Origin of the sequence: Chromobacterium haemolyticum, assembly GCF_009936155.1 — a bacterium.
Lineage (GTDB): Bacteria > Pseudomonadota > Gammaproteobacteria > Burkholderiales > Chromobacteriaceae > Chromobacterium > Chromobacterium haemolyticum.
In genome coordinates, this window is the sequence record NZ_AP019312.1 from 2564862 (window position 1) to 2590385 (window position 25524).

Annotated in this window: 25 protein-coding genes; 12 read left to right on the forward strand and 13 right to left on the reverse strand. The window is 63.4% G+C overall.

The annotated features are described in order from the left end of the window. Positions 1-79: 79 nt before the first annotated feature. A complete protein-coding gene (locus GYH29_RS11675; protein ID WP_019102482.1) occupies positions 80-274 on the forward strand; it encodes a hypothetical protein in 195 nt (64 codons plus the stop codon). Positions 275-423: 149 nt separating this feature from the next. Here GYH29_RS11675 and GYH29_RS11680 read toward each other — a convergent pair whose 3' ends face one another. Together GYH29_RS11680 and GYH29_RS11685 are read right to left on the reverse strand one after the other, a co-directional pair. Next, on the reverse strand, positions 424-2043 hold the full coding sequence (locus GYH29_RS11680; RefSeq protein WP_161523798.1) for a methyl-accepting chemotaxis protein: 1620 nt from the start codon (positions 2041-2043) through the stop codon (positions 424-426). Between the two features lie 122 nt (positions 2044-2165). After that, a complete protein-coding gene (locus GYH29_RS11685; protein ID WP_161523799.1) occupies positions 2166-3785 on the reverse strand; it encodes a methyl-accepting chemotaxis protein in 1620 nt (539 codons plus the stop codon). A gap of 172 nt (positions 3786-3957) precedes the next feature. Between GYH29_RS11685 and ggt the strand changes: the two genes are divergently transcribed. The 6 genes from ggt to aac(6') all read left to right on the forward strand — a co-directional run bounded on the left by ggt (position 3958) and on the right by aac(6') (position 8601). Beyond that, positions 3958-5715, forward strand: coding sequence for a gamma-glutamyltransferase (gene ggt, locus GYH29_RS11690; protein ID WP_019099901.1), 1758 nt, complete (start codon positions 3958-3960; stop codon positions 5713-5715). Between the two features lie 200 nt (positions 5716-5915). Then, entirely contained in the window at positions 5916-6677 is a 762-nt protein-coding gene (locus tag GYH29_RS11695) for a substrate-binding periplasmic protein (protein WP_019099900.1), read from the forward strand. Between the two features lie 273 nt (positions 6678-6950). Further along, positions 6951-7325, forward strand: coding sequence for a DMT family transporter (locus tag GYH29_RS11700; protein WP_019099899.1), 375 nt, complete (start codon positions 6951-6953; stop codon positions 7323-7325). Next, a complete protein-coding gene (locus GYH29_RS11705; RefSeq protein WP_019099898.1) occupies positions 7322-7642 on the forward strand; it encodes an SMR family transporter in 321 nt (106 codons plus the stop codon). Before GYH29_RS11700 ends, GYH29_RS11705 begins: the two co-directional genes overlap by 4 nt. Before the next feature lie 300 nt (positions 7643-7942). Then, positions 7943-8074: a hypothetical protein gene (locus GYH29_RS25040; RefSeq protein ID WP_254894676.1), complete on the forward strand. Its 132-nt coding sequence runs from the start codon at positions 7943-7945 to the stop codon at positions 8072-8074. Positions 8075-8157: 83 nt separating this feature from the next. Then, the gene (gene aac(6') / locus GYH29_RS11710; protein ID WP_081574553.1) at positions 8158-8601 is read left to right on the forward strand and encodes an aminoglycoside 6'-N-acetyltransferase; all 444 of its coding nucleotides are present in this window, start codon (positions 8158-8160) and stop codon (positions 8599-8601) included. 127 nt (positions 8602-8728) lie between these two features. On the opposite strand, the gene acnB is transcribed toward aac(6'), so the two are convergent. Then, the gene (acnB, locus tag GYH29_RS11715; protein ID WP_161523800.1) at positions 8729-11314 is read right to left on the reverse strand and encodes a bifunctional aconitate hydratase 2/2-methylisocitrate dehydratase; all 2586 of its coding nucleotides are present in this window, start codon (positions 11312-11314) and stop codon (positions 8729-8731) included. Between the two features lie 216 nt (positions 11315-11530). Here acnB and gcvA point away from each other — a divergent pair, with 216 nt between their 5' ends. Continuing rightward, on the forward strand, positions 11531-12424 hold the full coding sequence (gcvA, locus tag GYH29_RS11720; protein ID WP_019101926.1) for a transcriptional regulator GcvA: 894 nt from the start codon (positions 11531-11533) through the stop codon (positions 12422-12424). A gap of 33 nt (positions 12425-12457) precedes the next feature. Here the strand turns inward: gcvA and GYH29_RS11725 are convergent, their stop codons facing one another. Then, positions 12458-13231, reverse strand: a complete 774-nt coding sequence (locus GYH29_RS11725; protein ID WP_052051980.1) for a substrate-binding periplasmic protein — start codon at positions 13229-13231, stop codon at positions 12458-12460. 199 nt (positions 13232-13430) lie between these two features. Here GYH29_RS11725 and GYH29_RS11730 point away from each other — a divergent pair, with 199 nt between their 5' ends. Beyond that, positions 13431-14438, forward strand: a complete 1008-nt coding sequence (locus GYH29_RS11730; RefSeq protein ID WP_019101924.1) for a class 1 fructose-bisphosphatase — start codon at positions 13431-13433, stop codon at positions 14436-14438. Positions 14439-14501: 63 nt separating this feature from the next. On the opposite strand, the gene GYH29_RS11735 is transcribed toward GYH29_RS11730, so the two are convergent. Then, the gene (locus GYH29_RS11735) at positions 14502-15050 is read right to left on the reverse strand and encodes an NADAR family protein (protein ID WP_039755177.1); all 549 of its coding nucleotides are present in this window, start codon (positions 15048-15050) and stop codon (positions 14502-14504) included. 430 nt (positions 15051-15480) lie between these two features. Between GYH29_RS11735 and GYH29_RS11740 the strand changes: the two genes are divergently transcribed. Then, positions 15481-15717 carry a helix-turn-helix domain-containing protein gene (locus tag GYH29_RS11740; protein WP_019101921.1) on the forward strand — a complete coding sequence of 79 codons (237 nt, stop codon included), beginning with the start codon at positions 15481-15483 and terminating at the stop codon, positions 15715-15717. Positions 15718-15734: 17 nt separating this feature from the next. On the opposite strand, the gene GYH29_RS11745 is transcribed toward GYH29_RS11740, so the two are convergent. From GYH29_RS11745 to GYH29_RS11760, 4 genes are read right to left on the reverse strand one after another with little or no spacing between them, the layout of a single operon-like run. Continuing rightward, on the reverse strand, positions 15735-16883 hold the full coding sequence (locus GYH29_RS11745; protein WP_019101920.1) for an osmoprotectant ABC transporter ATP-binding protein OsmV: 1149 nt from the start codon (positions 16881-16883) through the stop codon (positions 15735-15737). Further along, on the reverse strand, positions 16883-17542 hold the full coding sequence (locus tag GYH29_RS11750; protein WP_019101919.1) for an ABC transporter permease: 660 nt from the start codon (positions 17540-17542) through the stop codon (positions 16883-16885). The genes GYH29_RS11745 and GYH29_RS11750 overlap by 1 nt, the downstream gene beginning before the upstream one ends. 10 nt (positions 17543-17552) lie before the next feature. After that, the gene (locus GYH29_RS11755) at positions 17553-18473 is read right to left on the reverse strand and encodes a glycine betaine ABC transporter substrate-binding protein (RefSeq protein ID WP_019101918.1); all 921 of its coding nucleotides are present in this window, start codon (positions 18471-18473) and stop codon (positions 17553-17555) included. 53 nt (positions 18474-18526) lie between these two features. Continuing rightward, positions 18527-19243 carry an ABC transporter permease gene (locus GYH29_RS11760; RefSeq protein WP_161523801.1) on the reverse strand — a complete coding sequence of 239 codons (717 nt, stop codon included), beginning with the start codon at positions 19241-19243 and terminating at the stop codon, positions 18527-18529. A gap of 476 nt (positions 19244-19719) precedes the next feature. Between GYH29_RS11760 and GYH29_RS11765 the strand changes: the two genes are divergently transcribed. Both GYH29_RS11765 and fabG read left to right on the forward strand, forming a co-directional pair. Further along, positions 19720-20601 carry a LysR family transcriptional regulator gene (locus GYH29_RS11765; RefSeq protein WP_232060583.1) on the forward strand — a complete coding sequence of 294 codons (882 nt, stop codon included), beginning with the start codon at positions 19720-19722 and terminating at the stop codon, positions 20599-20601. Positions 20602-20640: 39 nt separating this feature from the next. After that, on the forward strand, positions 20641-21414 hold the full coding sequence (fabG, locus tag GYH29_RS11770) for a 3-oxoacyl-ACP reductase FabG (RefSeq protein ID WP_019101915.1): 774 nt from the start codon (positions 20641-20643) through the stop codon (positions 21412-21414). On the opposite strand, the gene GYH29_RS11775 is transcribed toward fabG, so the two are convergent. The 4 genes from GYH29_RS11775 to GYH29_RS11790 are packed head-to-tail and all read right to left on the reverse strand — an operon-like array spanning position 21411 to position 25507. Beyond that, positions 21411-21842: a GNAT family N-acetyltransferase gene (locus tag GYH29_RS11775; protein ID WP_019101914.1), complete on the reverse strand. Its 432-nt coding sequence runs from the start codon at positions 21840-21842 to the stop codon at positions 21411-21413. The two genes, fabG and GYH29_RS11775, sit on opposite strands and share 4 nt — an antisense overlap. Continuing rightward, positions 21839-22759 (reverse strand): EamA family transporter, encoded by a 921-nt coding sequence (locus tag GYH29_RS11780; protein ID WP_019101913.1) that lies wholly within the window; start codon positions 22757-22759, stop codon positions 21839-21841. The genes GYH29_RS11775 and GYH29_RS11780 overlap by 4 nt, the downstream gene beginning before the upstream one ends. Continuing rightward, positions 22756-24033 (reverse strand): aspartate aminotransferase family protein, encoded by a 1278-nt coding sequence (locus GYH29_RS11785; protein WP_161523803.1) that lies wholly within the window; start codon positions 24031-24033, stop codon positions 22756-22758. The genes GYH29_RS11780 and GYH29_RS11785 overlap by 4 nt, the downstream gene beginning before the upstream one ends. Continuing rightward, complete coding sequence (locus GYH29_RS11790) at positions 24017-25507, reverse strand: hypothetical protein (RefSeq protein ID WP_019101911.1); 1491 nt, start codon at positions 25505-25507, stop codon at positions 24017-24019. Before GYH29_RS11790 ends, GYH29_RS11785 begins: the two co-directional genes overlap by 17 nt. Positions 25508-25524: the final 17 nt, after the last annotated feature.

Sequence of the window (25524 nt, forward strand, 5' to 3'; positions counted from 1 at the left end):
ACCTGAAAGGTCCGGTGTTTATTCTCCGCCAGGCCGTACCATGGGGGTTCGATTCATCAATCCGTAAAGGAGAGTCTGAATGGCCAAAATCAAACGCGCCGCAAAAAAACTGGCGGCGTTGGCGGACAAGGTACGCGGGCAGAAGAAGGCCACTAAATCGGCTAGAAAGCTGGCCGCCAAGGTGCTGAAGCACCCGATGACCGACAAGCCGGCCAAGAAGAAGGAACAAAAACGCGCCAAGCGGGACAAGGCCGAAAAGCAGCAAGCTGAATAAGCCTTAAGCGCAACACTGCCAAGGCCTTGAATAGGCCTGCGGCTTCGTCCAAGGGCGGTGCCGGCGTTTCCGCCGCGCCGCCCTTGGAATGTCTTTACGATCTCGCGAGCAAGGCCTGAGTGTCCGATCAAATCGGAACTTCTGCATCTTTAGACCTGATAAGCCGACACCGTCTGCAAAATCACCCGCGCTTGCTGGCTCAACTGCCCGGCGGCGTCCGCAGAGCCGCTGGATGCCGAAGAGTTTTCCTCCGCCATCTGGGCGATCTGCTCCACGCGCTGGGCAATGGTGTTGCTGGCCACGCTCTGCTCCGCGATGCTGTTGGAAATGTCGCGCACCAATTCCATCGCCTTGCCGCTGCTGTTCCGTATCTGGTCTATGGCGTCGTTGGCGGCGCGGGTGTTGGCGGTTTCCTGATGCACCTGCTCCACCACTTTTTCCATGCTTTGTACCGCTTCCATCGTGCTGCCCTGCATCTTGTTGATGATGGCGGCAATTTCAGTGGTGGAACTGGCGGTGCGTTCCGCCAGCTTGCGCACTTCGTCCGCCACCACGGCGAAGCCGCGTCCCATCTCGCCGGCGCGCGCCGCTTCGATTGCCGCGTTCAAGGCCAGTAGATTGGTTTGATCCGCGATGTCCTTGATCACCCCCATGACCGAGGCGATAGTGGCGCTGTCTTCTTTCAATTGTCCAATGCGCTGCGCGGCGTCGGTGATCGCGCCGGCCACCTCGGTGATGCCGCGCACGGTGGCGGAGATCACTTGGCCGCCTTCAGTCGCCATCTCGCCGGCCTGCTGCGACTGACCCCGTGCCTCTTGGGCACTAGAGGCAACATGGTTGATACTCACCGTCATCTGCTCCACTGCCGCCGCCATCGCGGCGGCGGATTCGCTTTGCATCTCCGAACTGCGAGCAATCTCATGGGTGTTGTTGGCCAGGCCGGACATCGCGCCGTCAATGGCGCCGATGCTGTCGCGAATGTCACGAAAGCTGCGTTGCAGATTCTCCAGCAATTGGTTGAAGGCGGACGCGGTTTCTCCCACCTCGTCCATGCGCCCCACCGGCGCCCGCAAGGTGAAGTCTTTTTGCTGGTTCACATTGAACATGGTGGAGCGAATCTGATGCAGGCTCAGACGGATATGGCTGAACAGGAGCCAGCCCAGGCCTCCGCTCAGTAACAAACAGGCCGCGATCACCGCGACTGAGCTGCCGAAGGCCATGCTGTAAGCGGCGGCATTGTCTTTTGAAAGACTATCAGCCAATGCGTAGTTGAAGTCGATATGGTCGTTGAGATCCTTGGCCAGCACCTTGGCGGAGTCCGGGAGCGGCCCCGCCACCAGCATCGCTTGCGCCTCCGCGCCCGGATGCTCGCGTGAAGCTTTCAAAAAGCTCTCCCGGTTATTACGGTAGGTTTGCAGATCCGCCCGGTCCTGCTGCAACAGCTTGCGGTCCGCGTCATTGGACAGCAGGTCTTTTTCATAAACGGCCAACACCTGATCCAGCGCTTTATCGCTTTCGGCGATCTGCGCCTCGGCCTCCGCCTTGCGTTTGGCGTCGACGGCGATGCCGTGGCGATACGCGGCGACGCGTATCTTGGTTAAGGCCTGCAAGCCCTGATCCAATGCCTTGATACTGGGGAAGGTATTGACCTTCAGATAATCAAACCGCTCATTAGCGCTGTGCAATTGCCACAGGCCGTAACTGCCGACGCCGATCAAGGCCAGCATGGCCACCATCATGGTCAACATAAGCCGCTGTGAGATATTCATCCTTATTCTCCGTTTCTTCACCCGATGCCGCATGTAGCTTTGTTATAGGCATAGCGAGAAAACAGAATAAAGTACTAAATAAGAATATCCACTTAATATGCAAAATCAGCAACGGCGCGGCTTTAGACTTGATATTGGGTCACGGTGTCCAGGATGTTTTTGGCCTGCTGTTGCAATTGCTCCGCCGCGTCCGCCGAGGCGCTGGAGGCGGACGCGTTCTCTTCCGCCATCTGCGCGATCTGCTCCACCTTCTGAGCAATGGTATTGCTGGCGCTGCTTTGCTCGTTGATGCTGCCGGAAATGTCCTTGACCAGCTCCATCGCCTGGCCGCTGCTGTCCTGAATCTTTTCAATCACATTGCTGGCTTCGCGGGCGTTGTCGGTTTCCTGATGCACTTGTTCCACCACTTTTTCCATGCTTTGCACCGCTTCCAACGTGCTGCTTTGCATCTTGTTGATGATGGTGGCGATTTCCGTGGTGGAGCTGGCGGTGCGTTCGGCCAGTTTGCGGACTTCGTCCGCCACCACCGCGAAGCCTCGGCCGGTTTCACCTGCGCGCGCCGCCTCGATCGCCGCGTTCAGGGCCAAGAGGTTGGTCTGATCGGCAATGTCCTTGATTACTCCCATGACCGAGGCGATGGTGGCGCTATCCTCCTTCAATTGCCCAATGCGATGCGAGGCGTCGCTGATTGCGCCCGCCACCTCGGAAATGCCGAGCACGGTGGCGGAAATCACCTGCCCGCCCTCGTTGGCCATGCTGCCCGCCTGCTGCGCCTGGGTGCGCGCCTCCACCGCGTTGCTGGCCACATGGTTGATGCTCACCGTCATCTGTTCCACCGCCGCCGCCATGGCTCCGGCGGATTCGCTCTGCACCTCCGAGCTGCGCGCAATCTGATTGGTGTTGGCCGCTAGGCCGGAGGTGGCTTTGTCTATCTCGGAAATGTTGTCGCGTATGCCCCGGAAGCTGTGTTGCAGGTCTTCCAGCAAGCGGTTGAACGCCGCGGCGGTGCGGCCGATCTCATCCTTGCGCAAGACCTGTGCGCGTAGGCGGAAGTCCTTGCTGGCGCTGACCTGATCCAGGGTTTCGCCTATCTGGTTGAGGCTGCTGCGGATGCTGCGGAACAAGGCGATGCCCAGCGCGCCGCTGAGGATCAAGGCGGCCACGATGGCGACCAGCGAGGAGACGAAGGCCTGCTCGTAGGCCACGGCGTTGTCCGCGGACAGTTGCTTGGCCAGCTTGTAGTTGTAGTCGATGTGGTCCTTGATGTCCTTGACCACGGCCTTGGCCACGGGCAGCAGCGGCCCGTTCACCAGTTCCTTGCGGGTGGTTTCCGGCGACTGCTCGCGCGAAATCTTGAACACGGCGTCGCGCTGCTGGCGGTAGACATGGATATCCGCACGGTCCTTTTCTATCAGCCGCCGGTCCTCGTCGTCGGACACTAGGTTTTTCTGGTAATGATCCAGCGCCGTGTCCATCTGCTTGTCCAGCTGCGCAATGTTGGCTTCTATGTCGGCCTTGACCTTGGCGTCTTCAGTGATGCCGTGGCGATAGGTCAGCACCCGCATATCGGTTTGCGCTTGCAGCGCCTGATCCAGCGTTTGGATGCTGGGAAAAGAGTTGGTTTGCAGATAATCGAAGCGTTCGTTGGCGCGGTGCAGTTGGAGCAGCCCGAAGCCGCCGACAATGAACAAGCCGAGCAAGGCAACCGCCAAGGTCAGCAGCAAGCGTTGGGATATGCTCATGGTAGCCCCCTAGGTTCGTCACTTATGAAACTCGATTCTTTATAGGCGTGGTTCCTTGGAATTTTCAAATCATTTGGCATGGAAAATCAGGCTTTTGCGACTTGCGCCGGCACCGTAGAATGTTCTCGCAATCACAACATTCATAAAACGCAAACAACAAAGGAGAATCACCATGACGCCATTCCGTACCCGCCCAAGACTGCTGCTAAGCGCGCTGGCCTTAAGCCTGAGCCTGGGCTTCAACGCCCCGGCCCTGGCGCTGAGCCCGCCGGCGGCGCCGCAGGTCAAATACGATTACGACTACGATGTTTTCCACCCGGTCTACGCTCGCAACGGCATGGTGGCCACCGAGCAAGGCCTGGCCACCCAAGTGGGGCTGGACATTCTGCGCCAGGGCGGCAATGCGGTAGACGCCGCGGTGGCCGTGGGCTTTGCGCTGGCGGTGACGCTGCCCAACGCCGGCAACCTGGGCGGCGGCGGCTTCATGGTGCTGCACGACGCCAAGAGCGGCCGCAATATCGCGCTGGATTTCCGCGAGATCGCGCCGGCCAAGGCCAGCCGCGACATGTATCTGGACGCTCAGGGCAAGGTGGTTGACGGCCGCTCTCTGTACACCCACCTGGCGGTGGGCGTGCCCGGCACCGTGGCCGGCCTGGCCCACGCCCAGCAGCGCTGGGGCACCCTGCCGCTGGCCAAGGTGATCGCGCCGGCGGTGAAGCTGGCGGAGCAAGGCTTCGCGGTGTCGCAGACGCTGGCGGAAATGCTGGAGGTGGAAAAAGACAATCTGGGCCGATGGGACAGCAGCCGCGCGGTGTTTTTCCGCGACGGCCGCCCGCTGCGCGCCGGCGAAAAACTGGTGCAGCGCGATTTGGGACAATCTCTGCGCCTGATCGCGCAACAAGGGCCGAAAGCCTTTTATCAGGGCAGCATCGCCGACAAGATCGTGGCGGAGATGGCGCGCCACGGCGGCCTGATCAACAAGGCTGACCTCGCCGGCTACAAGGTGGAGGAGCGCGCGCCGGTCAACGGCAGCTACCGCGGCTACCAAGTGGTGTCCATGCCGCCCCCCAGCTCTGGCGGCATCCACATAGTCCAGATCCTGAACCTGCTGGAACGCTATCCGCTGGCCGATTACGGCCCCAACAGCGCGCAAACCATCCACTATCTGGCCGAGGCGATGAAACTAGCCTACGCCGACCGCTCGGAATACCTGGGCGACCCGGCCTTCGTCAAAGTGCCGCAGGCCGGGCTGACCTCCAAGCGTTACGCCGACCAATTGGCGACGACGATAGACCCGGTCAAGGCCCGGCCCGCCGCCGAGATCAAGCCCGGCAAGCCGCAGCCCTATGAAAGCGACCAGACCACCCACTACTCCATAGTGGACAAGCAAGGCAACGCGGTGGCGGTGACTTACACGCTGAACCTGAACTTCGGCAGCGGCATCGTTGCCGGCGGCACCGGCATTTTGCTCAATAACGAGATGGACGACTTTTCCGTCAAGCCCGGCGTGCCCAACGCCTTCGGCCTGATCGGCGGCGACGCCAATGCGGTGGCGGCCGGCAAGCGGCCCTTGTCGTCGATGTCGCCGACGCTGGTGCTGAAAAACGGCAAACCCTGGCTGGTGACCGGCAGCCCTGGCGGCGCGCGCATCATCACCACCACCTTGCAAACCATCGTCAACGCCATCGATTTCGGCATGAACCCGGCCGAAGCCGCGTCCACGCCGCGGGTTCACCACCAGTGGCTGCCGGATGAGCTGCGGGTGGAAAAAGGCCTGAGTCCGGACACGCTGCGGCTGTTGCGCGAGCAAGGCTACAAGATCTCGCTCAAGCCCAGCATGGGCCGGACCCAGACCATACAACTGCGCGACGGCGGCTTGTATGGGTATTCCGACCCGCGCAACCCGGACGGCGCCACGATGGGCTATTAAGAACTTGCTCACGATCCGCCGCACAAGATCGTAAACGCGTTCCAAGTCGCGCCGGCCAGGCGGCTCCCCGCTATCAGCGTCAAGGAAGCGCCTGGCCGGCCGATAAAGCGTTAAACCGGCATGAAAACTCAACCATAATGTAACAACGCATCCGAACCTGGCCGCCGGTCCAACGCCGTTCATTGGGGAGAAGCCCGCACATGCTGAAATTGCTGAGCAGCGCCGCGCTGGCCTTGTCGTTGCCGCTCCATGTCGACGCGGCCACCCTGCACTTCGTCACCCAGGATTTCCCGCCCTTCATCGAAGTAACCGAAAAACCCCAGCCGCAGGGACTGATGGTGGACACGCTGGTGGCGGTATGCCAGCGGCTGAACTGGAGTTGCGAAGTTCAGGCCATGGTGTGGCGCCGCGCTTTGTTGCTGGCAGAGGAAGGCAAGGTGGACGGCATCTTTCCAGTCCAGGACACGCCGGAGCGCAGGATATCGCTGGCCTTGAGCGCGCCGGTGTACAACAGCAGCTACGGCCTGTTCGCCACCGCCAGCTCCACCTTCCGCTACCAGCAAGCGCAGGATCTGCAAAACCACCGCATTGCGGTATACGGCCCGTCGGTGACGCAGAACGCCTTGGACAAGCTGATTGCCGGCCTGCCCAATATGAACATTTCAGTGGAAAACAACCAGGAAACAGTGTTAAAGAAATTGGCCGCCATGCGTTACGGCTCGGACGCGGTGGCTTTTGCCAATGAAGACGTTACTCGCTATATTATCCGCCGCGAAGCGCTGAGCGGCCTCCGCCCGCTGGCCACCATCCAACCGCTGACCTACCTCTACGGTTTCCCGTTAAAGTCAGTCAAACCGGGCATGGTGGCGGATTTCAACCAAGCCTTGAACGCGCTGTGCCACGACGGCACGCTGCCCCGTCTGGCGCGCCGCTACAACGTCCGGCTGGCTGCTTGCAAATAGCATTTGAAAGTTTTTGCTATCAATTAAATTGAACATCCATTAGCGATGTGTTATATTTGTTCAAAATTTCAAACAGCCACCATAAGCGCCACGCCATTTTTGGCGCTTATCTTGCGCTTCAATGCGATAAACAACCCTTCTGCCCCAAACGGTTTTACGGGGCGGTCTAAGCGACCGACTGTCTTTGCTGACGGCGTCATCCGCGCTTTTCGCGGAGCGTTGTTGCGCCTCTAGCGCATGTGGCTTCCGGATTTCCAATCACAGGAGCGTAGCATGCAAACTCAATCTTCTCCCCACCCCTGGCTGGGCTGGGCTTTTCTGCTGGTAGCCATCGGCACCGAGATTCTAGGCACGTCCTTCATGGCTTACGCCGCACGCACCGAAAGCTACTGGGGCTACGGCGTGATGGCGGCGGCATTGGCGCTGTCCTATTACTTCCTGTCTCTCGCCATCCGCACCATCTCCGTGGGCGTGGCTTACGCCGCCTGGGAAGCCCTGGGCCTGGCCGGCCTGGCGCTGATCGGGGTCTATCTGTTTGGCGAAACCTTGCTGACTCAGGAAATCATCGGACTGGGTCTGTCTGTGGTGGGCATTGCCTGCGTGGTGTCCGGCGAAGCCGATGAACAAGCCCAGGAGCAAAACGCATGAAAACCGTATTCTATTTATTCGTGGTGTCCTCGGCCCTGATCGAAGTGGCTGCCAACCTGATGCTGGAAAAGTCCAACGGCTTCCGCAACAAGGCCTGGGGCTTCGGCGCCATCGCCATGGTTTGGGTGGCTTTCACCCTTCTTGGCCAGGCGGTGCGGGGCATCGACCTTGCCGTTGCTTACGCGCTGTGGGGCGCGCTGGGCATCATCGGCACCGCCATCGGCGCCCGCGTCTTTTTTGGCCAGCGGCTCAAGCCGCTGGGCTGGGTGGGCATGGCGGTGGTGATTTCCTCGGTGGTGGTGCTGACCACCGCCTGATAAACCTCGGCGGCGCTTCGTGACGCTGTTAGAACGTGTTTACGATCTCGCGAGCTAAAGCGAGACAAGGCGAAAACGGCTGAGAAAGCGGAATGTACGAGTGGTACATGAGCATTTTGAAGACGGTTTCAACGCCGTATCGCCGACGCGCAGCAGATCGTAAACAGGTTCTTATGACGCGCCGCCGCGCTCGACCTGTCCTATCTGAGTATGGCGACGCGCGCCATAACGGTTTAGGGTACGGGCTCCATCCAAGCAATGAAAGGCTGAGACATGCAACAGTATCGAGTTGTGAGCAGCATGAGCCAAGAGTCCTTGGAAAACACCCAAGCCTTGCTCACCCTCTGCGAGCACTGCGCCAGCGATGTCGGCATCCTGGCCATCCATGGCGAAACAGATCAACCTTGCGAGCTGTGCGGCGAAGCCGATTGACACGCCGCCTTCGACCACACAGCGGGCCGGCCATGCCGGCCCTTTGTTTTTCCCGGCGCCTCCGCGCCGGCACGGGAATACCGATGCCGATTCAAAAACTGGACCGCGCCGCCCTGCCAGACTGGGCGGCGCTGCGCCAACAACTCTGGCCGCACCATGCCCCCACCAGCCACTACCAAGACGGCGAGGCCATTCTCGCGTCGGGCCACCTTGCCGCCTTCCTGGCGCGAGACGCCGCCGGCCAGGCCGTGGGCTTCGCCGACGCCGCGATCCGGCACGACTATGTCAATGGTTGCGCCAACAGCCCGGTCGCCTTCCTGGAAGGCATTTTCGTGTTGCCCGCCTGCCGGCGAAACGGCATCGCCCGGCAATTGGTGGCGGCGGTGCAGGCCTGGGGCTTGGAACACGACTGCATGGAACTGGCGTCCGACGCGCCGCTAAGCAATGTCGATTCGCAGCGCATGCACGCCCGCTTGGGTTTCGAGGAGACGGAGAGAGTGGTGTTCTATCGAATGCCGCTGCGCTGAATCAGGCTTGCATCCAATAAAAATACCCCGCTAGCGCGGGGTATTCTTTTGGGGGTATGTCTGGGGGTATCCAATGATACACCCCGGACACCTCGCCAGGGATCCGACAATCAAATCATTGATTTGCTTACACCTTCACGGTATCCGCCAGTTCCTGATAGTCGGCGATCTCGTTGAAGTTCATATAGCGGTACACTTCGCCGGCCTTCTGATTGAGCACGCCGATGTCGGCCATGTATTCCTCCTTGGTCGGGATGCGGCCCAGACGGGAGCAGATCGCGGCCAGTTCGGCGGAACCCAGGTACACATTGGAGTTCTTGCCCAGACGGTTGGGGAAGTTGCGAGTGGAGGTGGACATTACGGTAGCGCCCTCCTTCACCTGCGCCTGGTTGCCCATGCACAGCGAGCAGCCCGGCATTTCCATACGCGCACCGGCGGTGCCGAAGGTGCCGTAATGGCCTTCCGCGGTCAGCTGTTCAGCGTCCATCTTGGTGGGCGGCGCCACCCACAGTTTCACCGGGATGTCGCGCTTGCCTTCCAGCAGCTTGGAGGCGGCACGGAAGTGGCCGATATTGGTCATGCAAGAACCGATGAACACTTCGTCGATCTTGGCGCCGGCCACGTCGGACAGGGTTTTCACGTCGTCCGGATCGTTCGGGCAAGCCACGATGGGCTCGTGGATGTCGGCCAGATCGATCTCGATCACCGCCGCGTATTCCGCGTCGGCGTCGCCCTTCAGCAGCTGCGGATTGGCGATCCAGGCCTCCATCGCCTTGATGCGGCGCTCCAGCGTGCGCGCGTCCTGATAGCCGTTGGCGATCATGGTCTTCATCAGGGTGATGTTGGAGGTCATGTATTCGATGATGGGCGCTTTGTCCAAGTGCACCGTGCAACCGGCGGCGGAGCGCTCGGCGGAAGCGTCGGACAGCTCGAAAGCTTGCTCCACCTTCAAATCCGGCAGGCCTTCAATTTCCAGAATGCGGCCGGAGAAGGCGTTTTTCTTGCCGGCTTTGGCCACGGTCAGCAGGCCTTGCTTGATCGCGTACAGCGGGATGGCGTTGACCAGATCGCGCAGGGTCACGCCCGGCTGCATCTTGCCCTTGAAGCGCACCAGCACCGATTCAGGCATGTCCAGCGGCATCACGCCGGTGGCGGCGGCGAAGGCCACCAGGCCGGAGCCGGCCGGGAAGGAGATGCCGATCGGGAAACGGGTGTGGCTGTCGCCGCCGGTGCCCACGGTGTCCGGCAGCAGCAGGCGGTTCAGCCAGCTGTGGATCACGCCGTCGCCCGGACGCAGCGACACGCCGCCGCGGGTGGAGATGAAGGCCGGCAGTTCTTTGTGCATCTTCACATCCACCGGCTTGGGATAAGCGGCGGTGTGGCAGAAGGACTGCATCACCAGATCGGCGGAGAACCCCAGGCAGGCCAGATCTTTCAGTTCGTCGCGGGTCATCGGGCCGGTGGTGTCCTGCGAGCCGACGGTCGTCATCTTCGGTTCGCAGTAAGTGCCCGGGCGCACGCCCTGGCCTTCCGGCAGGCCACAGGCGCGGCCAACCATTTTCTGAGCCAGGCTGAAACCCTTGCCGGAATCAACCGGGGATTTGGGCAGACGGAACTCGGTGGACGCCGGCAGGCCCAGCGCTTCGCGCGCCTTGCCCGTCAGGCCGCGGCCGATGATCAGGTTGATGCGGCCGCCGGCGCGCACTTCGTCCAGAATCACTTCGGACTTGAGCGTGAAGTCCGCGATCTTCTGGCCGGCCTTCTCGATCTTGCCTTCATACGGGTAGATGTCGATGACGTCGCCCATCTCCATCTTGGACACGTCCACTTCGATCGGCAGCGCGCCGGAGTCTTCCTGAGTGTTGAAGAAGATGGGAGCGATCTTGCCGCCCAGGCACACACCGCCGAAGCGTTTGTTCGGCACGTAGGGGATGTCTTCGCCCGTGCCCCAGATCACGCTGTTGGTGGCGGATTTGCGGCTGGAGCCGGTGCCGACCACGTCGCCCACGTAGGCAACCAGGTGGCCTTTTTTCTTCAGGTCCTCGATGAACTGCATCGGGCCGCGCTTGCCGTCTTCTTCCGGAGTGATGCCGGGACGAGCGTTCTTCAGCATGGCGAGATAATGCAGCGGGATGTCCGGGCGGCTCCAGGCATCCGGCGCCGGGGACAGGTCGTCGGTATTGGTTTCGCCGGTGACCTTGAACACGGTGACGGTGATTTTCTCAGCCACCTCCGGGCGGCTGGTGAACCATTCAGCGTTGGCCCAGGACTCCACCACCTGCTTGGCGAAGGCGTTGCCCTTGTCCATTTTTTCCTTCACGTCGTGGAAGGCGTCGAACATCAGCAGGGTTTTCTTCAGGCCGTCCGCGGCGATCTGGGCCACGGCGGCGTCGTCCAGCAGGTCGATCAGCGGCTTGATGTTGTAGCCGCCCAGCATGGTCCCCAGCAACTGGGTGGCCAGTTCGCGGGAGATCAGCGGGGATTGGGCGTCGCCCTCGGCCACGGCGGCCAGGAAGGAAGCCTTGACCTTGGCGGCGTCGTCCACGCCCGGCGGCACGCGGTGGGTGATCAGTTCGACCAGGGTGCTTTCTTCGCCCTTGGGCGGGTTTTTCAGCAGTTCCACCAGCGCTTCCACTTGCTTGGCGGACAGCGGCAGCGGCGGGATGCCCAGCGCGGCGCGCTCGGCCACGTGTTGACGGTAAGCTTCCAGCATGACTTTGGACCTTTATGGCTTGGGTTGTTGGCAGCGTCCCCGGCAAGGCCGGGACTCCGACGCTGCGGGACATGGGGTAAGGCGATTGCTGCGGCCACCAAGGCCGCGCTGCGACACCCATTGGCGCGGCCTTGATTTCATGCCTGAAGATTACGCTGTTAGCCGTCCGCTTTCAAACGAGTTATCGCAACATAGATTGTGAGTTAAAATCACAGCATGAGCACTTACCCCCCTCTCAACACCCTGCGCATTTTTGAGGCAGCGGCCCGGCTGGAAAGCTTTTCCGCCGCCGCAGGCGAACTCTTCGTCACCCACGGGGCTGTGAGCAAGCAGATCAAGCAATTGGAGGATTGGCTGGGCGTGCCGCTGTTCGAGCGCAGCGGCGGCAGGGTCAAGCTGACCGACCCCGGCTGGCGCTATCTGGTGCAAGTGCAAGACGGCCTGGACCTGATCGCCAACGCCACTTCCCAACTGCTGCAAGCGGACAGCCGGCGCCGGGTCAGCATCAATTCCACGCCCACCTTCGCCATGTACTGGCTGCTGCCGCGGCTGAGCCGTTTTCGCGGGCAGTTTCCGGAGCTGGAACTGCACCTGGCCACATCGGACCGCGACATCAGCCGGTTGGACAGCCCGTTCGACATCGCCATCCGTCGCGGCCCCGGCGATTGGCCCGGCCACATCGCCAAGCCCTTCCTGAAAGAATGGGAGCTGCCGCTGTGCAGCCCGGCGCTGCTAGCCGGCGCGCCCATCGCCAGCCCGGCGGATTTGGCCCGCCACACCCTACTCTACGCCGACACCCGCCCCACCGCGTGGCCGCGCTGGCTGACCTTGGCCGGGGTGCCGGAGCTCAAACCGGCCAGCGCCCTGCACTTCGATAGTTTCTCGCTGGCCTTGCAAGCGGCGATGGATGGCTTGGGCGTGGTGCTGGGCCCCATGCCGATGGCGCAGGCGCAGATAGACGCCGGCGTTCTGCTCTCGCCGTTGCCGGCGCCGGTGGCCACGGTGCGCGATTACTGCTGGGTGGCGCCGCGCGCGGCGGCGGAGGACGCCGCCGTCGCCGCATTCTGCCGCTGGCTGGAAAGCGAGGCAGCCCGCCCCGACACGGCCTGAACCCGTATCGAAGCCGCGCGAACATGGGTGAAATCAATGTCCGGAGCCGGGTTGCAGGCCAATCAGCTTGACATCCATAGGCGCAACGTCGCGCGGCAGCCATTTGTTGTAAATGCGTTTGAAGCTCCCGTCTTTCTTGACGGCGCTGAACGCGGCCTGCCAGCGCTTCACCTCCGCCGCCGAGGTGCCGCGCGAAAACGCCAGATACAACTCCAGCGTTTCCAGCACTCGCACCACTTCCACTGCGTCCGGCGGCTGGTGGATATCTTTCAGCACCGATGCGACGACGAATCCGCCTTCCGACCACATATCGTAGCGGCCCACCAGCAGCTTCTGCGCGGTGATCTGCGGAGTGGGCGCCAGGTCCACCTCCACAAAACCGGCCGCAATCGCCGCGTCGGCGAAAATGCTGCCGCGGTAAGCGCCCACCGGCCGGTGATAGATGCCGTTGCCCAAAGCCAGTAAGCCGGCCGCTTCGCCTTTACGCGCCAGCAACACGGTCTGAGAAATGGCGATGGGCCCCAGCAGCGTCATCTGTTTCTCCCGTGTGTCGTTTCGACCCACGGTGAACAGCATTACCCCCGGCGTAGTCAGCAACTCCTTATACCCGCGCGCCCAGGGCACCACGTCGATGGCGCTGTTGTCGTGCATCCGCGCCTGGATTTCGCGCACCACTTCCACCGCCATGCCGTCCGGCACGCCGTTGTGTTGGAAAGTGATGGGAGGCCAGTCCTCGGTGTAAATGGTGATCGCCCGCGCCTGCCAAGCCGTCAGCAGCAATAGCAGCGCCAATAAACCCTTAGCCATGATCTTTCCCCGTGCCGCGTGAACCCGCTTTTATTCATAGCCGTTTCACGCGCCGCCTGCCGGCCATTTCCGCCGCCCGCCGCGCCGCCAGGGGCATAACGACCGCAAGACGCTTATCCGTTATAATAAGGCGGTCAAGCCGGCGCAGCCGGCATATCGAGCATTTGTTTCGCGCACCCACCCAAAGCTAAGGATTGCCATGAGCCGCATCACCCTCTCCCGCTTTTTGATCGAACAGCAACGCAAGGCAGGCACGCTGCCGCCTGAGTTGCGCTTGCTGATCGAAACCGTAGGCCGCGCCTGCAAAGCCATCAGCTACTCGGTGAACAAGGGCGCGCTGGCCGACGTGCTGGGCGAAGCCGGCACCGGCAACATACAGGGCGAGGCGCAGAAAAAGCTGGACGTGATCGCCAACGACTACCTGCTGGACGCCAATGAATGGGGCGGCAGCCTGGCGGCGATGGCCTCAGAGGAAATGGAGCTGCCTTACCACATCCCCGGCGAATACCCGAAGGGGGAGTACCTGTTGATGTTCGATCCGCTGGACGGCTCATCCAATATCGACGTCAACATCTCGGTGGGCACCATCTTCTCCATCCTGCGCTGCCCCCAGGGCATCGACCACGCCACCGAGAGCGCCTTCCTTCAGCCCGGCACCGAGCAAGTGGCGGCCGGCTACACCGTGTACGGCCCGCAAACTTTATTGGTGCTGACCTTTGGCAGCGGCGTCCACGGCTTCACGCTGGACCGCGAACAAGGCTCTTTCGTGCTGACCCACCCGGACATGAAAGTGCCGGAAAGCACCGGCGAATTCGCCATCAACATGTCCAATATGCGTCACTGGGACGCGCCGGTGAAACGCTATGTCGACGAACTGCTGGCCGGCAGCACCGGTCCGCGCGGCCGCGATTTCAACATGCGCTGGGTGGCGTCCATGGTGGCCGAGGTACATCGCATCCTGACACGCGGCGGCATCTTCATGTACCCGCGCGACGCGCGCACCCCGGACCAGGCCGGCAAGCTGCGCCTGATGTACGAAGGCAACCCGATGGCCTTCGTGGTGGAACAGGCCGGCGGCGCGGCCACCAACGGCCATCAGCGCATCATGGACATCCAGCCGCAGAAGCTGCACGAGCGGGTGGCCGTGTTCCTGGGCTCCAAGGAAGAAGTGGAACGCGTCACCGCCTACCACGCCGAACAGCGGTAAGCGCGCGCCAAAAGAAAAACCCCTGTCAAAACCGACAGGGGTTTTTCTTGCTTGCCGCCCACGCTAGCGCAGGCGCTCGCGCACTTCCATCAGCGCGAAGCCCAACAGATTGCTGCCGTCCCACATGTCCGGCAGCCGGGCCTGCGGGTCGTCCTCGGCCCAGCCTATGCCCCAGACGCAATCCACCGGGCTGGCCTCCACCAGAATAGCGTCGCCGGTGGCGCGCAGAAAATCGCCCAGCGCCGGGTTTTGCTCAAACTTGGCCAGATTGCCCCGCATCACCACTTCGCAGCAGCACTGCTGCCAAAAGTCGCTGTCGAAGCCCCGCACCTGACGTCCCAAGGCCTTGGCCTCGGCCGGCGTGGCCGCGGCCAGTATCCTGCTCCGAATCTCCGCGTCTTCGAACAAACGCGCCTTTTCCGCCATCATGTAATGCTCGGCGCTGGCGTACCCTACTCCGTCAAGTTCAAAACCAGCGGGGAACCACTGGCTCAGACAGCTCTTGCAAACACTGCCTTCATGTTTAGGTCTATGCCCCCAGAAAAACAGAAAATCCAGGGTTTCGCCGGCCGCAGCCCGCTTGCGCAACTCACTTACTGTCCGGATCGCCATGGTCCGCGTCCTCCACTTCCTGCGCGGCCATATGCCGCAAAAATGCCAAGAGCCCCTCTTTGTCCGCTGTCGCCGCGGCGCTGAACATCTGCATGGCCATCACTATAAAGAGCCGGAATCGGGTTAGACAAGCGCGGCGCGCAGCCGACCCGCGCGTGAATCCACCGGTTTCCACGTAAACAGACAAAAACAATGATTAATTACCGCATGACGATGATTTGGCCGCATCCGCCCATATTCCGGGCGCAGTGGATATGCAACACCGCCCTACCAACATAGGACCGACCACCCCGCTTGCCCATGGGTAAAACTACTCAGCGCAAGCGCAACCGTCCGCATTGCCATGAAGCGGCGTAGCGGAGTATGTTTTCCCCCATAAGGCTGATAAGCCGCTGTTGGAAAAGACATTACAAGCCCTGGGGAGACCGGCATGGCTATCGTGATCACGCTGGACGTCATGCTGGCTCAACGCAAGATCAAATCCAAGGATCTGGCGCGGGCCATCGACATCACGCCGCATAATCTGTCGCTACTGAAACTGGGCAAAGTCAAAAGCCTGCGCCTGGATACGCTGGACGCGCTGTGCCGGCAGTTGGGCTGCCAGCCCGGCGATTTACTGACCCACGTGCGGGAAGCGGACCCGACGGACGGAGAGCCGTCGGTCTGATTCTCCGCCCGCCCGCGTCAGCGGGCCGTCTGACGCGGACCGCGCGCCGAGGTGCGGCCCGAATTCAAATAGCCGGCGATGTAGTCTTGCGACACCTCGCCGTTGTAGCGGCCGTCGTCATCCAGCACCGGCATCCAGGTCAGGTTGTGCTCATACAAGCGGGACAGCACCACGCGCAGGTTCTCGCCCGCCGCCGCTGTCACGCTCACCGGCTTGATCTTGTCCGCGCACACGCCGTCCGCGCCGCGCGCGTCGCGACGACGGACAAAACCCAGCGGCTGGCCGTCTTCGTCCACCACGGTCAAGTGCATCAGGTCGTTGTCGTCCATCAGGGCGTAAGCCGCCGCCAGCGGCGTATCCAGCCGCGCGGTCAGCGTTTCCTGCTGATCGGCCACTTCGCCGGCCTGTACCAGCAACAGGCGCTTGAGCGTGCGGTCCTGGCCAACGAAGCTGGCGACGAAATCGTCCGCGGGACGCGCCAGAATTTCGTCGGAGCCGGCACACTGCACCATGCGGCCCTGACGGAACACCGCGATGCGGTCTCCCAGCTTGATCGCTTCGTCGATATCGTGGCTGACCAGCATCACGGTCTTGCCCAACTGCCGCTGCATTTGCAGGAACTCGTTCTGAATCTGCTCACGGTTGATCGGGTCCACCGCGCCGAAGGGTTCGTCCATCAGCAAGACCGGCGCATCGGCCGCCAACGCGCGGATCACGCCGATGCGCTGTTGCTGGCCGCCGGACATCTCGCGCGGATAACGCTGCAGGAAGCGGTTGGGGTCCAAGGCCACCATGCTCATCAGTTCGCGCGCGCGCTCGCGGCAGCGCTTCTTGTCCCAGCCCAGCATCCGCGGCACAACAGTGATGTTGTCCTCAATGGTCATATTGGGGAACAGGCCGATTTGCTGGATCACATAGCCGATCTGGCGGCGCAGCGTCACGCTGTCGATGCCGGCGGTGTCCTCGCCGTTGATCAAGACCTTGCCAGACGTGGGTTCGATCAAGCGGTTGATCATTTTCATCGTGGTGGTCTTGCCGCAGCCGGACGGGCCCAACAACACGCAGATCTCGCCTTCCGGCACATGCAGATTGACATTGTCCACCGCCTGGAAGACCTGGCCGTTTTTCTGGGTAAATTGCTTGCAGAGGTTTTGCAGTTCAATCATCAACGAATTCCTTTCGGGGTCAGCGCGCGCTGAGCGCGCAGCAACAACCAATCCATCGCGACGGCGAGCACGCTCACCGCCACCGCGCCGGCAATCAGCTTGCGAATGTCGCTCTGGCTGATGCCGTGCAATATCAGAGTGCCCAAGCCGCCGGCGCCGACGATGGCGGCTATCGCCATCACGCCGATGTTCAGCACCACCGCGGTGCGGATGCCGGCAAAGATCAGCGGCGTGGCCAGCGGCAGTTCCACCCAGCGCAAGCGCTGCCAGAAGGTCAGCCCCAGGCCTCGACCGGCCTCGCGCACACCGGGTTCAAGATGCGTCAGCGCGGTATGGGTGTTGCGCACGATGGGCAACAGGGAATACAGGAAGGCGGCGGTGATGGCCGGCACCGCGCCGATGCCCTGCCCGATCATGGAAAACAGCGGCACCATCAAGCCGAACAAGGCGATGGCCGGAATGGTCAGCACCACGGTGGCCAGGCCCAGCACCAGGCCGGCCAGCGCCTGGAAGCGCACGATCAGCACGCCCAAAGGCACGCCCAGCAGCACCGCCAGCCCAACGGCGATGCCCACCAGTCTCAGGTGCTGCTCGGCCAAAACCGCGATTTGCGGCAGGTTTTGCCAGATGAACTGGCAGGTTTGCAATAGGGTTTCCATGCGGCCTCCTTTAGATCAGGCCGCGCTGGCGCAGGAACTCGCTGGCGACTTCCTTCACCGGACGGTGTTCGATGTCCACCTTGGCGTTGAGCTCGGACATGGTGTCGTTGTCCAGCAAGGCCGCCAGCTTGTTCAGTTCGTCGGCGAGGCCGGGGTTGCGTTCCAGCGTGTCGCGGCGCACCACCGGCGTGGCGGCGTAGGCCGGGAAATAACCCATGTCGTCCTGCAGCACCACCAGATCAAAGCCTTTTACGCGGCCGTCGGTGGTGTAGACCAGGCCGGCGTCGACGAAGCCGTCGCGGATGGCGTTGTACACCAGGCCCGGATCCATCTGGCGGATTTGCGGGCGGCTCAATTCCATGCCGTAGAGCTGCTGCATTGGCTTGAGGCCGTCAGGACGTCCGGCGAACTCCATGTCGAAACCCAACTGCCAGCGCTTGGAGCCGCCGTTGTTTTCATTGACCCGCCGCGCCAGATCGGACAGCGTGCGCACGCCCTCGGCCTCGGCGCGCTCGCGTTTCATCGCCAGCGCGTAGGTATTGTTGAGCGGAGCCGGGTTCAGCCAGATCAACCCCAGGGGTTCGTCCAGCTTCTTGACCGTGGCGTAAGCCTCCTCGTTGCTCATTTTCTTCTGGATGCCGTGATGAATGATCAGGCCGGTGCCGGTGTAGTCCCACACCAGATCCAGTTGGCGGTTCTCCAGCGCGTTGCGCAGGATCACCGTCGCCAGGTCCGCCTTTTGCGTGACCTGGTAACCCTTGCTGCCCAGGTACTGCGCGGTGATATCGGACAGCAGGTGCTGTTCGGTGAAGTTCTTGCTGCCCAACACCAGGCCGGCGGCAAAGGCCGGCACTGCGCTCAGCAAGGCCGCCAGCGTCAGCGCGCGGCGCGCCAGCTTGCGCCAGGGCGAGAAGAAAAGTGCTTGTGTCATAGATGTCCTCCGTGCGAGCGCCCGCCGGAACGGGCGACAGGGGGGTATTCGAATCAGGCCAGGCCGCGGGCGGCGGCCAGACGGCCCAGGCCGGCCAGCGTCATGTCCAGCGTCAGCGCGATCAGCGCGGTGCCGCCGGCGCCCAGCAGCAGCGCGGTATGGTTGTTCAGATAGATGCCGGGGAAGATCAGCTCGCCGTAGCTGCTGGCGCCAATCAGGAAGGCCAGCGGCGCGGTGCCCACGTTCAAGGCCAGCGCCACCCGCACACCGGTCAGTATCACCGGCAAGGCGTTGGGCAGCTCCACCCGCCACAACCGTTGACGCGGGGTCATGCCCAGCGCGTCGGCGGCTTCCAGCAGCGCCGGCTGCAGGCCGGCCAGGCCGGCGTAGGTGTTGCGCACAATGGGCAGCAATGACGCCAGGAACAGCGCCACGATGGCCGGCGCGTCGCCGATGCCGATCAGGGCCATCGCCAGCGCCAACACCGCCATGGGCGGCAACGTGTTGCCGATATTGAAAATCTGCATCCAGTGCTCGGCGCTGCCCCGCAGCCGCTGGCGGCTGAGCAACACGCCGCAGGGCAAGCCCACGGCCAGAGCCAGCGCCATGGAGACGCCCACCAGATAAAGATGTTGCCGGCCCAGGTAGATCAGATCTTCCCGGTACTCGGTCCATACGGCTGGGCTTACACCGTAAATCAATCCCGCCGCCGCTACGGCGACCAGGATCAGCCCGATCATGCTGCGCTTGCTAAACGCTCTTTTGTGCATCTGCGTCCTCCTTGGCGAAAGCAATGGCCGGCAAGGCCACGGCGATCCGCTGTAATGATCGCGACAACTAGAGAGCTGCCAGTAAATAGACATCCGGCGCGGGCCGGACATGAGGTGCGTTTAAACGCGAGGCTCGACGGCGCTAAACCATCGATTTTGAGTGGCGCGGTGTGCGCCTGATGAAAAACCTAATAAGTTATAACACTGTTTGTATCGAACATGCAAATTTTCTAATGTTCACGACAACACTTAAAGAGCAAGGGCAAGGCATTGAAAAAGCAATCTTTCTTTTTGTTCACATCAAACAAAATAGATAATTTGGCCGCTCTCCTTCGCCCAGCCCTATAAGGTACGCGCGCGTTGGGCCCGCTCGCGCCGTCCCAACGGCCACTTGCCGCCGCTCGGCCCCGAAGCCAGAATGCGCTGTTTCGTCCGTTGCAACAATCACGGCAAAAAATATGGATCGATTGCATTTGATGACTGTATTCATCGCGGTGGCGGAAGCGGAAAGCTTCGCCGGCGCGGCGCGTAAACTGGGCATGTCGCCGCCGGCGGCTACGCGCGCGGTGGCGGCGTTGGAGGCGCGGCTGCAAGCCCGCCTACTCAACCGCAGCACCCGCCATGTGCGCGTTACCGAGGCCGGCCAGCGGTATCTGGAAGACGCTCGCCGCGTGATCGCCGCGGCGGACGAGGCCGACGAAGCCGCCTCCGGCGGGAATGCGCCGCCGCGCGGCTTGCTGACCATCACCGCGCCGGCGCTGTTCGGCCTGCGCTACGTGATGCCTGGGATCAACGACTACCTGCTGCGCCATCCCGAGGTGACGGTGGACGCCTTGCTGCTGGACCGCGTGGTCAACCTTCTGGAAGAAGGCGCGGACGTGGCCGTCCGCATCGGCGAGTTGCCGGACTCCAACCTGAGCGCCCTGCGCGTTGGCCAAGTGCGGCGGGTGGTCTGCGCGGCGCCGGCCTATCTCGCCGAGCGCGGCGCGCCGCACACGCCGACGGACTTGCAGCGGCACTCGCTGATCGCCTCTCGCGGCGTGGGCTCCAGCCACGAATGGCGTTTCAGCGACGGCGGCAAACCGCTGAGCGTGCGTCTCAAGCCCAGGCTCACCGTCAGCAACAACGAGGCGGCCATCGCCGCCGCGGTGGCGGGCCTGGGCCTTACCCGCCTGCTGTCTTACCAAGTGGCGCCGCTATTGGCCGCCGGTCAATTGCAACAGGTGCTGGCCGAATACGACGACGCCAGCCAGCCCATCCATATCTTGCATCAAGAAGGCAGGCTGGCCTCGGCCAAAACCCGGACCTTCATCGACTTGATGGCGGAGCGGCTGCGCGGCCACCCCGAGCTGCGCTAACGCCATCGACACCGCCATCCCCCCACAAGGAGATTCATCATGTTGACCCCGCTCAAGGACAAAAGCGTACTCATCACCGGCGGCACCGCCGGCATCGGTCTGGGCCTGGCCCGGGCCTTCGCCCGAGCCGGCGCGCGCGTGGCCATTAGCGGCCGCAGCCGGGACAAGCTGGACGCCGCGCTGGCCCGCCTGCGCGCCGAAGGCCTGAACGCGTCCGGCCATATTGCCGACGTGGGCCGGCCCGAGGATGTCGCCCGCCTGATGGCGGACACCGCGACGCAAAACGGCTTGGACGTGCTGTGCTGCAATGCGGGCGTGTTCCCGTCCGCGCCGCTGGAGAGCATGAGCGCGGAGGAGTGGGACCAGGTGCAGCACACCAATGTGCGCGGCAACTTCCTCTGCGTGCAGGCGGCGCTGCCCTATCTGCGTCAAGCTGAATACGGCCGCGTTATCCTGACCTCCTCCATCACCGGCCCGGTCACCGGCTACGCCGGCTGGAGCCATTACGGCGCCAGCAAGGCGGCGCAACTGGGCTTCATGCGCAGCGCGGCCCTGGAGCTGGCGCGCGACGCCATCACCATCAACGCGGTGCTGCCGGGCAATGTGCTGACCGAAGGTTTGCGCGAGCTGGGCGAGGACTACCTGGACAAAATGGCCGCGGCGGTGCCGCTGCGGCGGCTGGGCAGCGTCGACGACATCGCCAACGCCGCGCTGTTCTTCGCCAGCAAGGAGGCGGGATTCATCACCGGCCAGACCCTGATCGTTGACGGAGGCCAGGTCTTGCCTGAGTCGCTGGACGCGCTGGCCGGCTAGCCCTGATAGACATCCGGCCGGTGCAGCTCCATATAGCGTTCCGGATGCTCCAACGCGGCGAAGCCGAACGGCCGGTACACCGGATGCGCGTTGGAAGTCACCAATACGATGCGCCGCAGCCTGGCCAAGGCCGGCTCGGCGACGACGCATTGCATCAACTGCCGCGCATAACCCCGCCCGCGGCATTCCGGCACCACGAACACATCGCATAGATAACCGAAGGTGGCCAGATCGGTCACCACGCGGGCAAAGCCCACCTGCCGTCCGTCCAGATACGCGCCGAAGCACAGCGAGCCGGCGATCGCCTGCTCCACGGTGGCGCGAGGAATGCCCTTCGCCCAGGGGGCGTGATCATGCAGAAAAGCGTGGATCAGCGCCACGTCCAGCCTGTGCTTGTCGGTGGAGATGTCCAGTTCCGGCTTTCTCATCGCGGCGCGGCTCCCTTGCTCAGGTGGACCCGCGCGAGCCAAGCGCGCAAGACGCCCAGTTTGCCCGCGTAGGTGTTCAGCGCCAGCGCCGCCACGATCAAGGCCGACGCGACGATGCTGAGCGCGTCGTAGCGCTCGTTCAGGATCAGATAGCCGCCCAGCAGGCCGAACACCGGGCTGAGCAGCGAAAACGGCGCCACCAGCGTGGCCGGATACAGGCTGAGCAGTTTGCCCCAACTGCCCAGCGCGAACAGCGTGCCGATCAAGGCCAGGAACAACAGCGCCAGCGTGGCGGTCCAGCCGAAGCCGGCCAACGCGGCCCAAGCCGCCGCCGGGCCACCCTCCAGCGCGAAGGACAGCAGCAGCAGAGGCAGCGGCGGCACCAGGCTCATCCATACGGTGAAGGCGAACATGTCCACTTTGCCGGCCCGCTTGAGCTCCACATTGCCCCAGGCGAAGCCGGCCGAGCCGATCAAGGCCAGCGCCAGCGGCAGCAAGGGCAAGGCGTCATGATAACGAGCGTAACCTAATAGCAGCACGCCTAGCAGGGCCAGCGCCATCACCGCCTTTTGCAGCAGGGATCGCGTCTCGCCCAACAACAGGCTGGCCAGCAGCAAAGTGATGAACACCTGCAACTGGGCCAGCACCGACACGATGCCGGCCGGCATGCCCAGCTTGATGGCGGAGAACAGACAGGCGAACTGGATCACGCCCAGGCACAGCCCGGCGCGCAAATACCAGCGCCAAGGCAAGGACGGCCGCGAAAACCACCAGGCCCCGGCGGCGAACACCACCACGAAGCGCAAGGCCGCCAGCAAAAGCGGCGGGCACTCGGTCAAGCCTATCTTCACCACGATGAAGCTGAGGCCCCAGATGGCCGCCACCAGCACCGCCAGCAATACGTGTCCTATCTTCATGATGTCGTCGCCTCTTGCTCCAGCGCGGCGATCGCGCGCCGGCAAGCTTCCAGGAAATAATCCAACTCTGTCTCCGCCACGTTCAGCGGCGGCAGCAAGCGCAACGCGGCGGCGTCGTGCGCCGCCGGCGCCGTCAGCGCGCCCTCTTGCAGCAATTGCAACCACAGCAGGCCGGCCGCGCCCTCGCCCAGCCGCTCTTGCGCCGCCGGGCCGGCGCGCAGCGCCAGCATCAACCCCACGCCCTCCAGCTCAAAGCCCTCCAGCCCGGCTCCGCGCCAGCGTCGCCGCAAAGCTTCGCCGCGCTCCCACGTTCGCGCCGGCGCGTCCAATTGGCGCAGCAGGCTCAGCATGCGCAGTCCGCAGCACAACGCCAGCCGGTTGCCCCCAAAGGTGGAACCGTGGATCTTGGCGCAGCCGGGGCGGGCGAACACCGCCTGGTAAATATCTTCGCGAAACAACAGCGCCGACACCGGCAGCACGCCGCCGCTCAGGCCCTTGGCCGCAATCAGCATATCCGGCGCCGGCGCGCCCAGCGCCTGGTAAGCAAACCAGGCGCCGCAGCGGCCCAGGCCGGACAAGGCCTCGTCGTAAATCAGCCGCGCGCCGTGGCGGCGGCACAGTTCAGCCAGCTCCGACAAGGCCTCGCCGCGCCAAGCGCGCGCCCCGGCGCTGCCCTGCACCGGCTCCAACAGCACCGCGGCCACGTCGCCGCGCGACAGCTCGGCCGCAGCCGCGGCCAGATCACCCCAGGGCAGCACCGCACAGTCCTCGCTCCTCGGCAGCCCCTGCCGCCAGAAATCGCTGCCCGCCAGGCTGGTGGCCTCCAGCGTAAGACCGTGGAAGCCGCCGTCGAAACTCAGCGCGCGCCTGCGGCCGCTGGCCATGCGCGCCAGCTTCAGCGCGCCCTCAACCGCCTCGGCGCCGCTGCTGGCGAACAGGGCCTTGCCGTCGGCGAAGCCGGCCAGCGCCAGCAGCTCCGCCGCCAGATCGCCGGCCAAGCCGGAAAACCCCAGCGGATGGAGATTGGGCGCGGGATCGAACAGGTCTTCGGCCAAGCCGGCCAGCAAGGCTTGCGGCCGATGGCCCAATACCGCCGCGCCGTAGCCGGCGACGAAGTCCAACCAACGCCGGCCATCCTCCAGCCGCAGCCAGCAGCCCTCTGCCTCCAGCGGCCGGGCGTCCAGCCCGCATTGCCGCAACACGTCCAGCCAAGCCGGGTTGACGCTGGCCGCGTAGGCCGTTTGCGTCGCCTCGCGCTCAGCCGGCGACGGCATAGCTGTCCAGCGAGCAGACGGCCAATTGCGACTGCGGGCCGTAAAAATCCGCCACCTGGTCCATCGCCCGCAGATTGAGCTCCAGCAGATACGCCAGATTGGCTAGCGCGCGCTGCTGCGTCAGCGGCGACAAGGCGCTGATTTCACGGAAAAACAACCGCGACAACGCCGCGTGATTAAGCTCGACGTTGAGATCGTCGTGGCGCTTGGCCACGCGCTGGTAATCGGCGCGAAACTCCACCAGCGATTCCAGCCGCTCGTGCACCGGGTTGTCCACGCCCAGCATGCCCTCGGTCACCATGATGGAGCTCAGATAGCCGATTGGATCGTAGCGGCCCAGCACGGTGAAGGCGTCGACATAGGCCTGAAACAGCGGCAAGGGCAGCGCCTGATCCAGCCAGGCCGGCGGCACCCCCAACGCTTCGCAGGTGGCGCGCTCGTAGACCTCATGGCCCAGCTCTTCCTGGAAGTAACGGTAAACGCGTTGCTTCAGCGGGCTGCGCAGCCGCTTGGTCATCAACGGCGCGATGATTTCGACGAAGCGCTGAGTGACATGGTATTGCTCGATGAACAAGCCTTGCACCAAGGGGCCGAAGCCGGCGTCCTCGGCGTTCACCCGGCTTACGTAGCGCGATTCGCCCAGCTGGGCCAGGCCGTCCAGCGCAAACTGCTCGGCGCGGCGCATGAAGTTGACGCCGCTGTCCACCGTGGACGTCGGCTCCCGGCTGAGCAGCCTACGCCGCGCCTGAGGCTTGGGCGCCAGCAGCAGCAAGTCCGCCAGACACAGCAAATAGGCTTCCAGATGCGCCGGGCAGTAGAAGCCGTCGCTGGCGGGGTCTTCCTCCGCGCGAGCCTCCCGGCGGCTGAGCCCGACAAAGCCGGCGCCGTCGGCAAAGCCGTTGAGCACCCGCCGCCACAGCGTCAGCGCCTGCGGGAGGTTGTCGGCCAGATACAGCTTTTGCAGGTAGAAGGTTTGCAGCGCGAAATTGTCACGCCACTCCGGCGCGCCCACATCGTCAATGCAAAAAGCGTCGGCCCGCGGCGCCGGCTCATCCAGCAAGCGCAGCATGCTCAGCACCACCGGCGCGTAAGCGCCGCGCGCGTCCGCGGCGGTGGCCGCCAACATTTTGTCGACGCAGCGCCGGATCAAGGCGTCCCACTGCCTGCGTTGCCGCGCCAGCGCCGCCGGGTCCGCCGGCGCGTCGCGGATCAGAGACAAGGCGTCTAGCTGCTCCGCCAGCGACAGCTGCCAGGACGGCGCCGACCCGGCGTGGATGTCGAACCAAATCTCCGCGTCCGGATTGGCCATGGCCAGCACGCTGTCCAGCACCCGGCCGCCTTCCACGCCGGAAAACTGGATTTCGTACTCCTTGGCGTCCGCCGCCAGCACCACGGTCTGGCCGTCGTCGGCCAGGTGAGCGCTGAACGGCACCAGATGCGGCGCGCGATAATGGGTGACTTGCCAGGCTTCCATCGCTCTCTCCTTGACTG

What these genes read in the sequence shown, in the direction of transcription:
- GYH29_RS11760 (WP_161523801.1), bottom strand. Translation starts at nt 19,243, where the DNA reads ATGCACAAAAGAGCGTTTAGCAAGCGCAGCATGATCGGGCTGATCCTG.
- GYH29_RS11750 (WP_019101919.1), bottom strand. Translation starts at nt 17,542, where the DNA reads ATGGAAACCCTATTGCAAACCTGCCAGTTCATCTGGCAAAACCTGCCG.
- GYH29_RS11780 (WP_019101913.1), bottom strand. Translation starts at nt 22,759, where the DNA reads ATGAAGATAGGACACGTATTGCTGGCGGTGCTGGTGGCGGCCATCTGG.
- GYH29_RS11705 (WP_019099898.1), top strand. Translation starts at nt 7,322, where the DNA reads ATGAAAACCGTATTCTATTTATTCGTGGTGTCCTCGGCCCTGATCGAA.
- GYH29_RS11745 (WP_019101920.1), bottom strand. Translation starts at nt 16,883, where the DNA reads ATGATTGAACTGCAAAACCTCTGCAAGCAATTTACCCAGAAAAACGGC.
- GYH29_RS25040 (WP_254894676.1), top strand. Translation starts at nt 7,943, where the DNA reads ATGAGCCAAGAGTCCTTGGAAAACACCCAAGCCTTGCTCACCCTCTGC.
- gcvA (WP_019101926.1), top strand. Translation starts at nt 11,531, where the DNA reads ATGAGCACTTACCCCCCTCTCAACACCCTGCGCATTTTTGAGGCAGCG.
- GYH29_RS11680 (WP_161523798.1), bottom strand. Translation starts at nt 2,043, where the DNA reads ATGAATATCTCACAGCGGCTTATGTTGACCATGATGGTGGCCATGCTG.
- fabG (WP_019101915.1), top strand. Translation starts at nt 20,641, where the DNA reads ATGTTGACCCCGCTCAAGGACAAAAGCGTACTCATCACCGGCGGCACC.
- GYH29_RS11735 (WP_039755177.1), bottom strand. Translation starts at nt 15,050, where the DNA reads ATGGCGATCCGGACAGTAAGTGAGTTGCGCAAGCGGGCTGCGGCCGGC.
- GYH29_RS11785 (WP_161523803.1), bottom strand. Translation starts at nt 24,033, where the DNA reads ATGCCGTCGCCGGCTGAGCGCGAGGCGACGCAAACGGCCTACGCGGCC.
- GYH29_RS11725 (WP_052051980.1), bottom strand. Translation starts at nt 13,231, where the DNA reads ATGGCTAAGGGTTTATTGGCGCTGCTATTGCTGCTGACGGCTTGGCAG.
- GYH29_RS11675 (WP_019102482.1), top strand. Translation starts at nt 80, where the DNA reads ATGGCCAAAATCAAACGCGCCGCAAAAAAACTGGCGGCGTTGGCGGAC.
- GYH29_RS11755 (WP_019101918.1), bottom strand. Translation starts at nt 18,473, where the DNA reads ATGACACAAGCACTTTTCTTCTCGCCCTGGCGCAAGCTGGCGCGCCGC.
- ggt (WP_019099901.1), top strand. Translation starts at nt 3,958, where the DNA reads ATGACGCCATTCCGTACCCGCCCAAGACTGCTGCTAAGCGCGCTGGCC.
- GYH29_RS11695 (WP_019099900.1), top strand. Translation starts at nt 5,916, where the DNA reads ATGCTGAAATTGCTGAGCAGCGCCGCGCTGGCCTTGTCGTTGCCGCTC.
- GYH29_RS11740 (WP_019101921.1), top strand. Translation starts at nt 15,481, where the DNA reads ATGGCTATCGTGATCACGCTGGACGTCATGCTGGCTCAACGCAAGATC.
- GYH29_RS11700 (WP_019099899.1), top strand. Translation starts at nt 6,951, where the DNA reads ATGCAAACTCAATCTTCTCCCCACCCCTGGCTGGGCTGGGCTTTTCTG.
- GYH29_RS11730 (WP_019101924.1), top strand. Translation starts at nt 13,431, where the DNA reads ATGAGCCGCATCACCCTCTCCCGCTTTTTGATCGAACAGCAACGCAAG.
- GYH29_RS11765 (WP_232060583.1), top strand. Translation starts at nt 19,720, where the DNA reads ATGACTGTATTCATCGCGGTGGCGGAAGCGGAAAGCTTCGCCGGCGCG.
- GYH29_RS11775 (WP_019101914.1), bottom strand. Translation starts at nt 21,842, where the DNA reads ATGAGAAAGCCGGAACTGGACATCTCCACCGACAAGCACAGGCTGGAC.
- acnB (WP_161523800.1), bottom strand. Translation starts at nt 11,314, where the DNA reads ATGCTGGAAGCTTACCGTCAACACGTGGCCGAGCGCGCCGCGCTGGGC.
- GYH29_RS11790 (WP_019101911.1), bottom strand. Translation starts at nt 25,507, where the DNA reads ATGGAAGCCTGGCAAGTCACCCATTATCGCGCGCCGCATCTGGTGCCG.
- GYH29_RS11685 (WP_161523799.1), bottom strand. Translation starts at nt 3,785, where the DNA reads ATGAGCATATCCCAACGCTTGCTGCTGACCTTGGCGGTTGCCTTGCTC.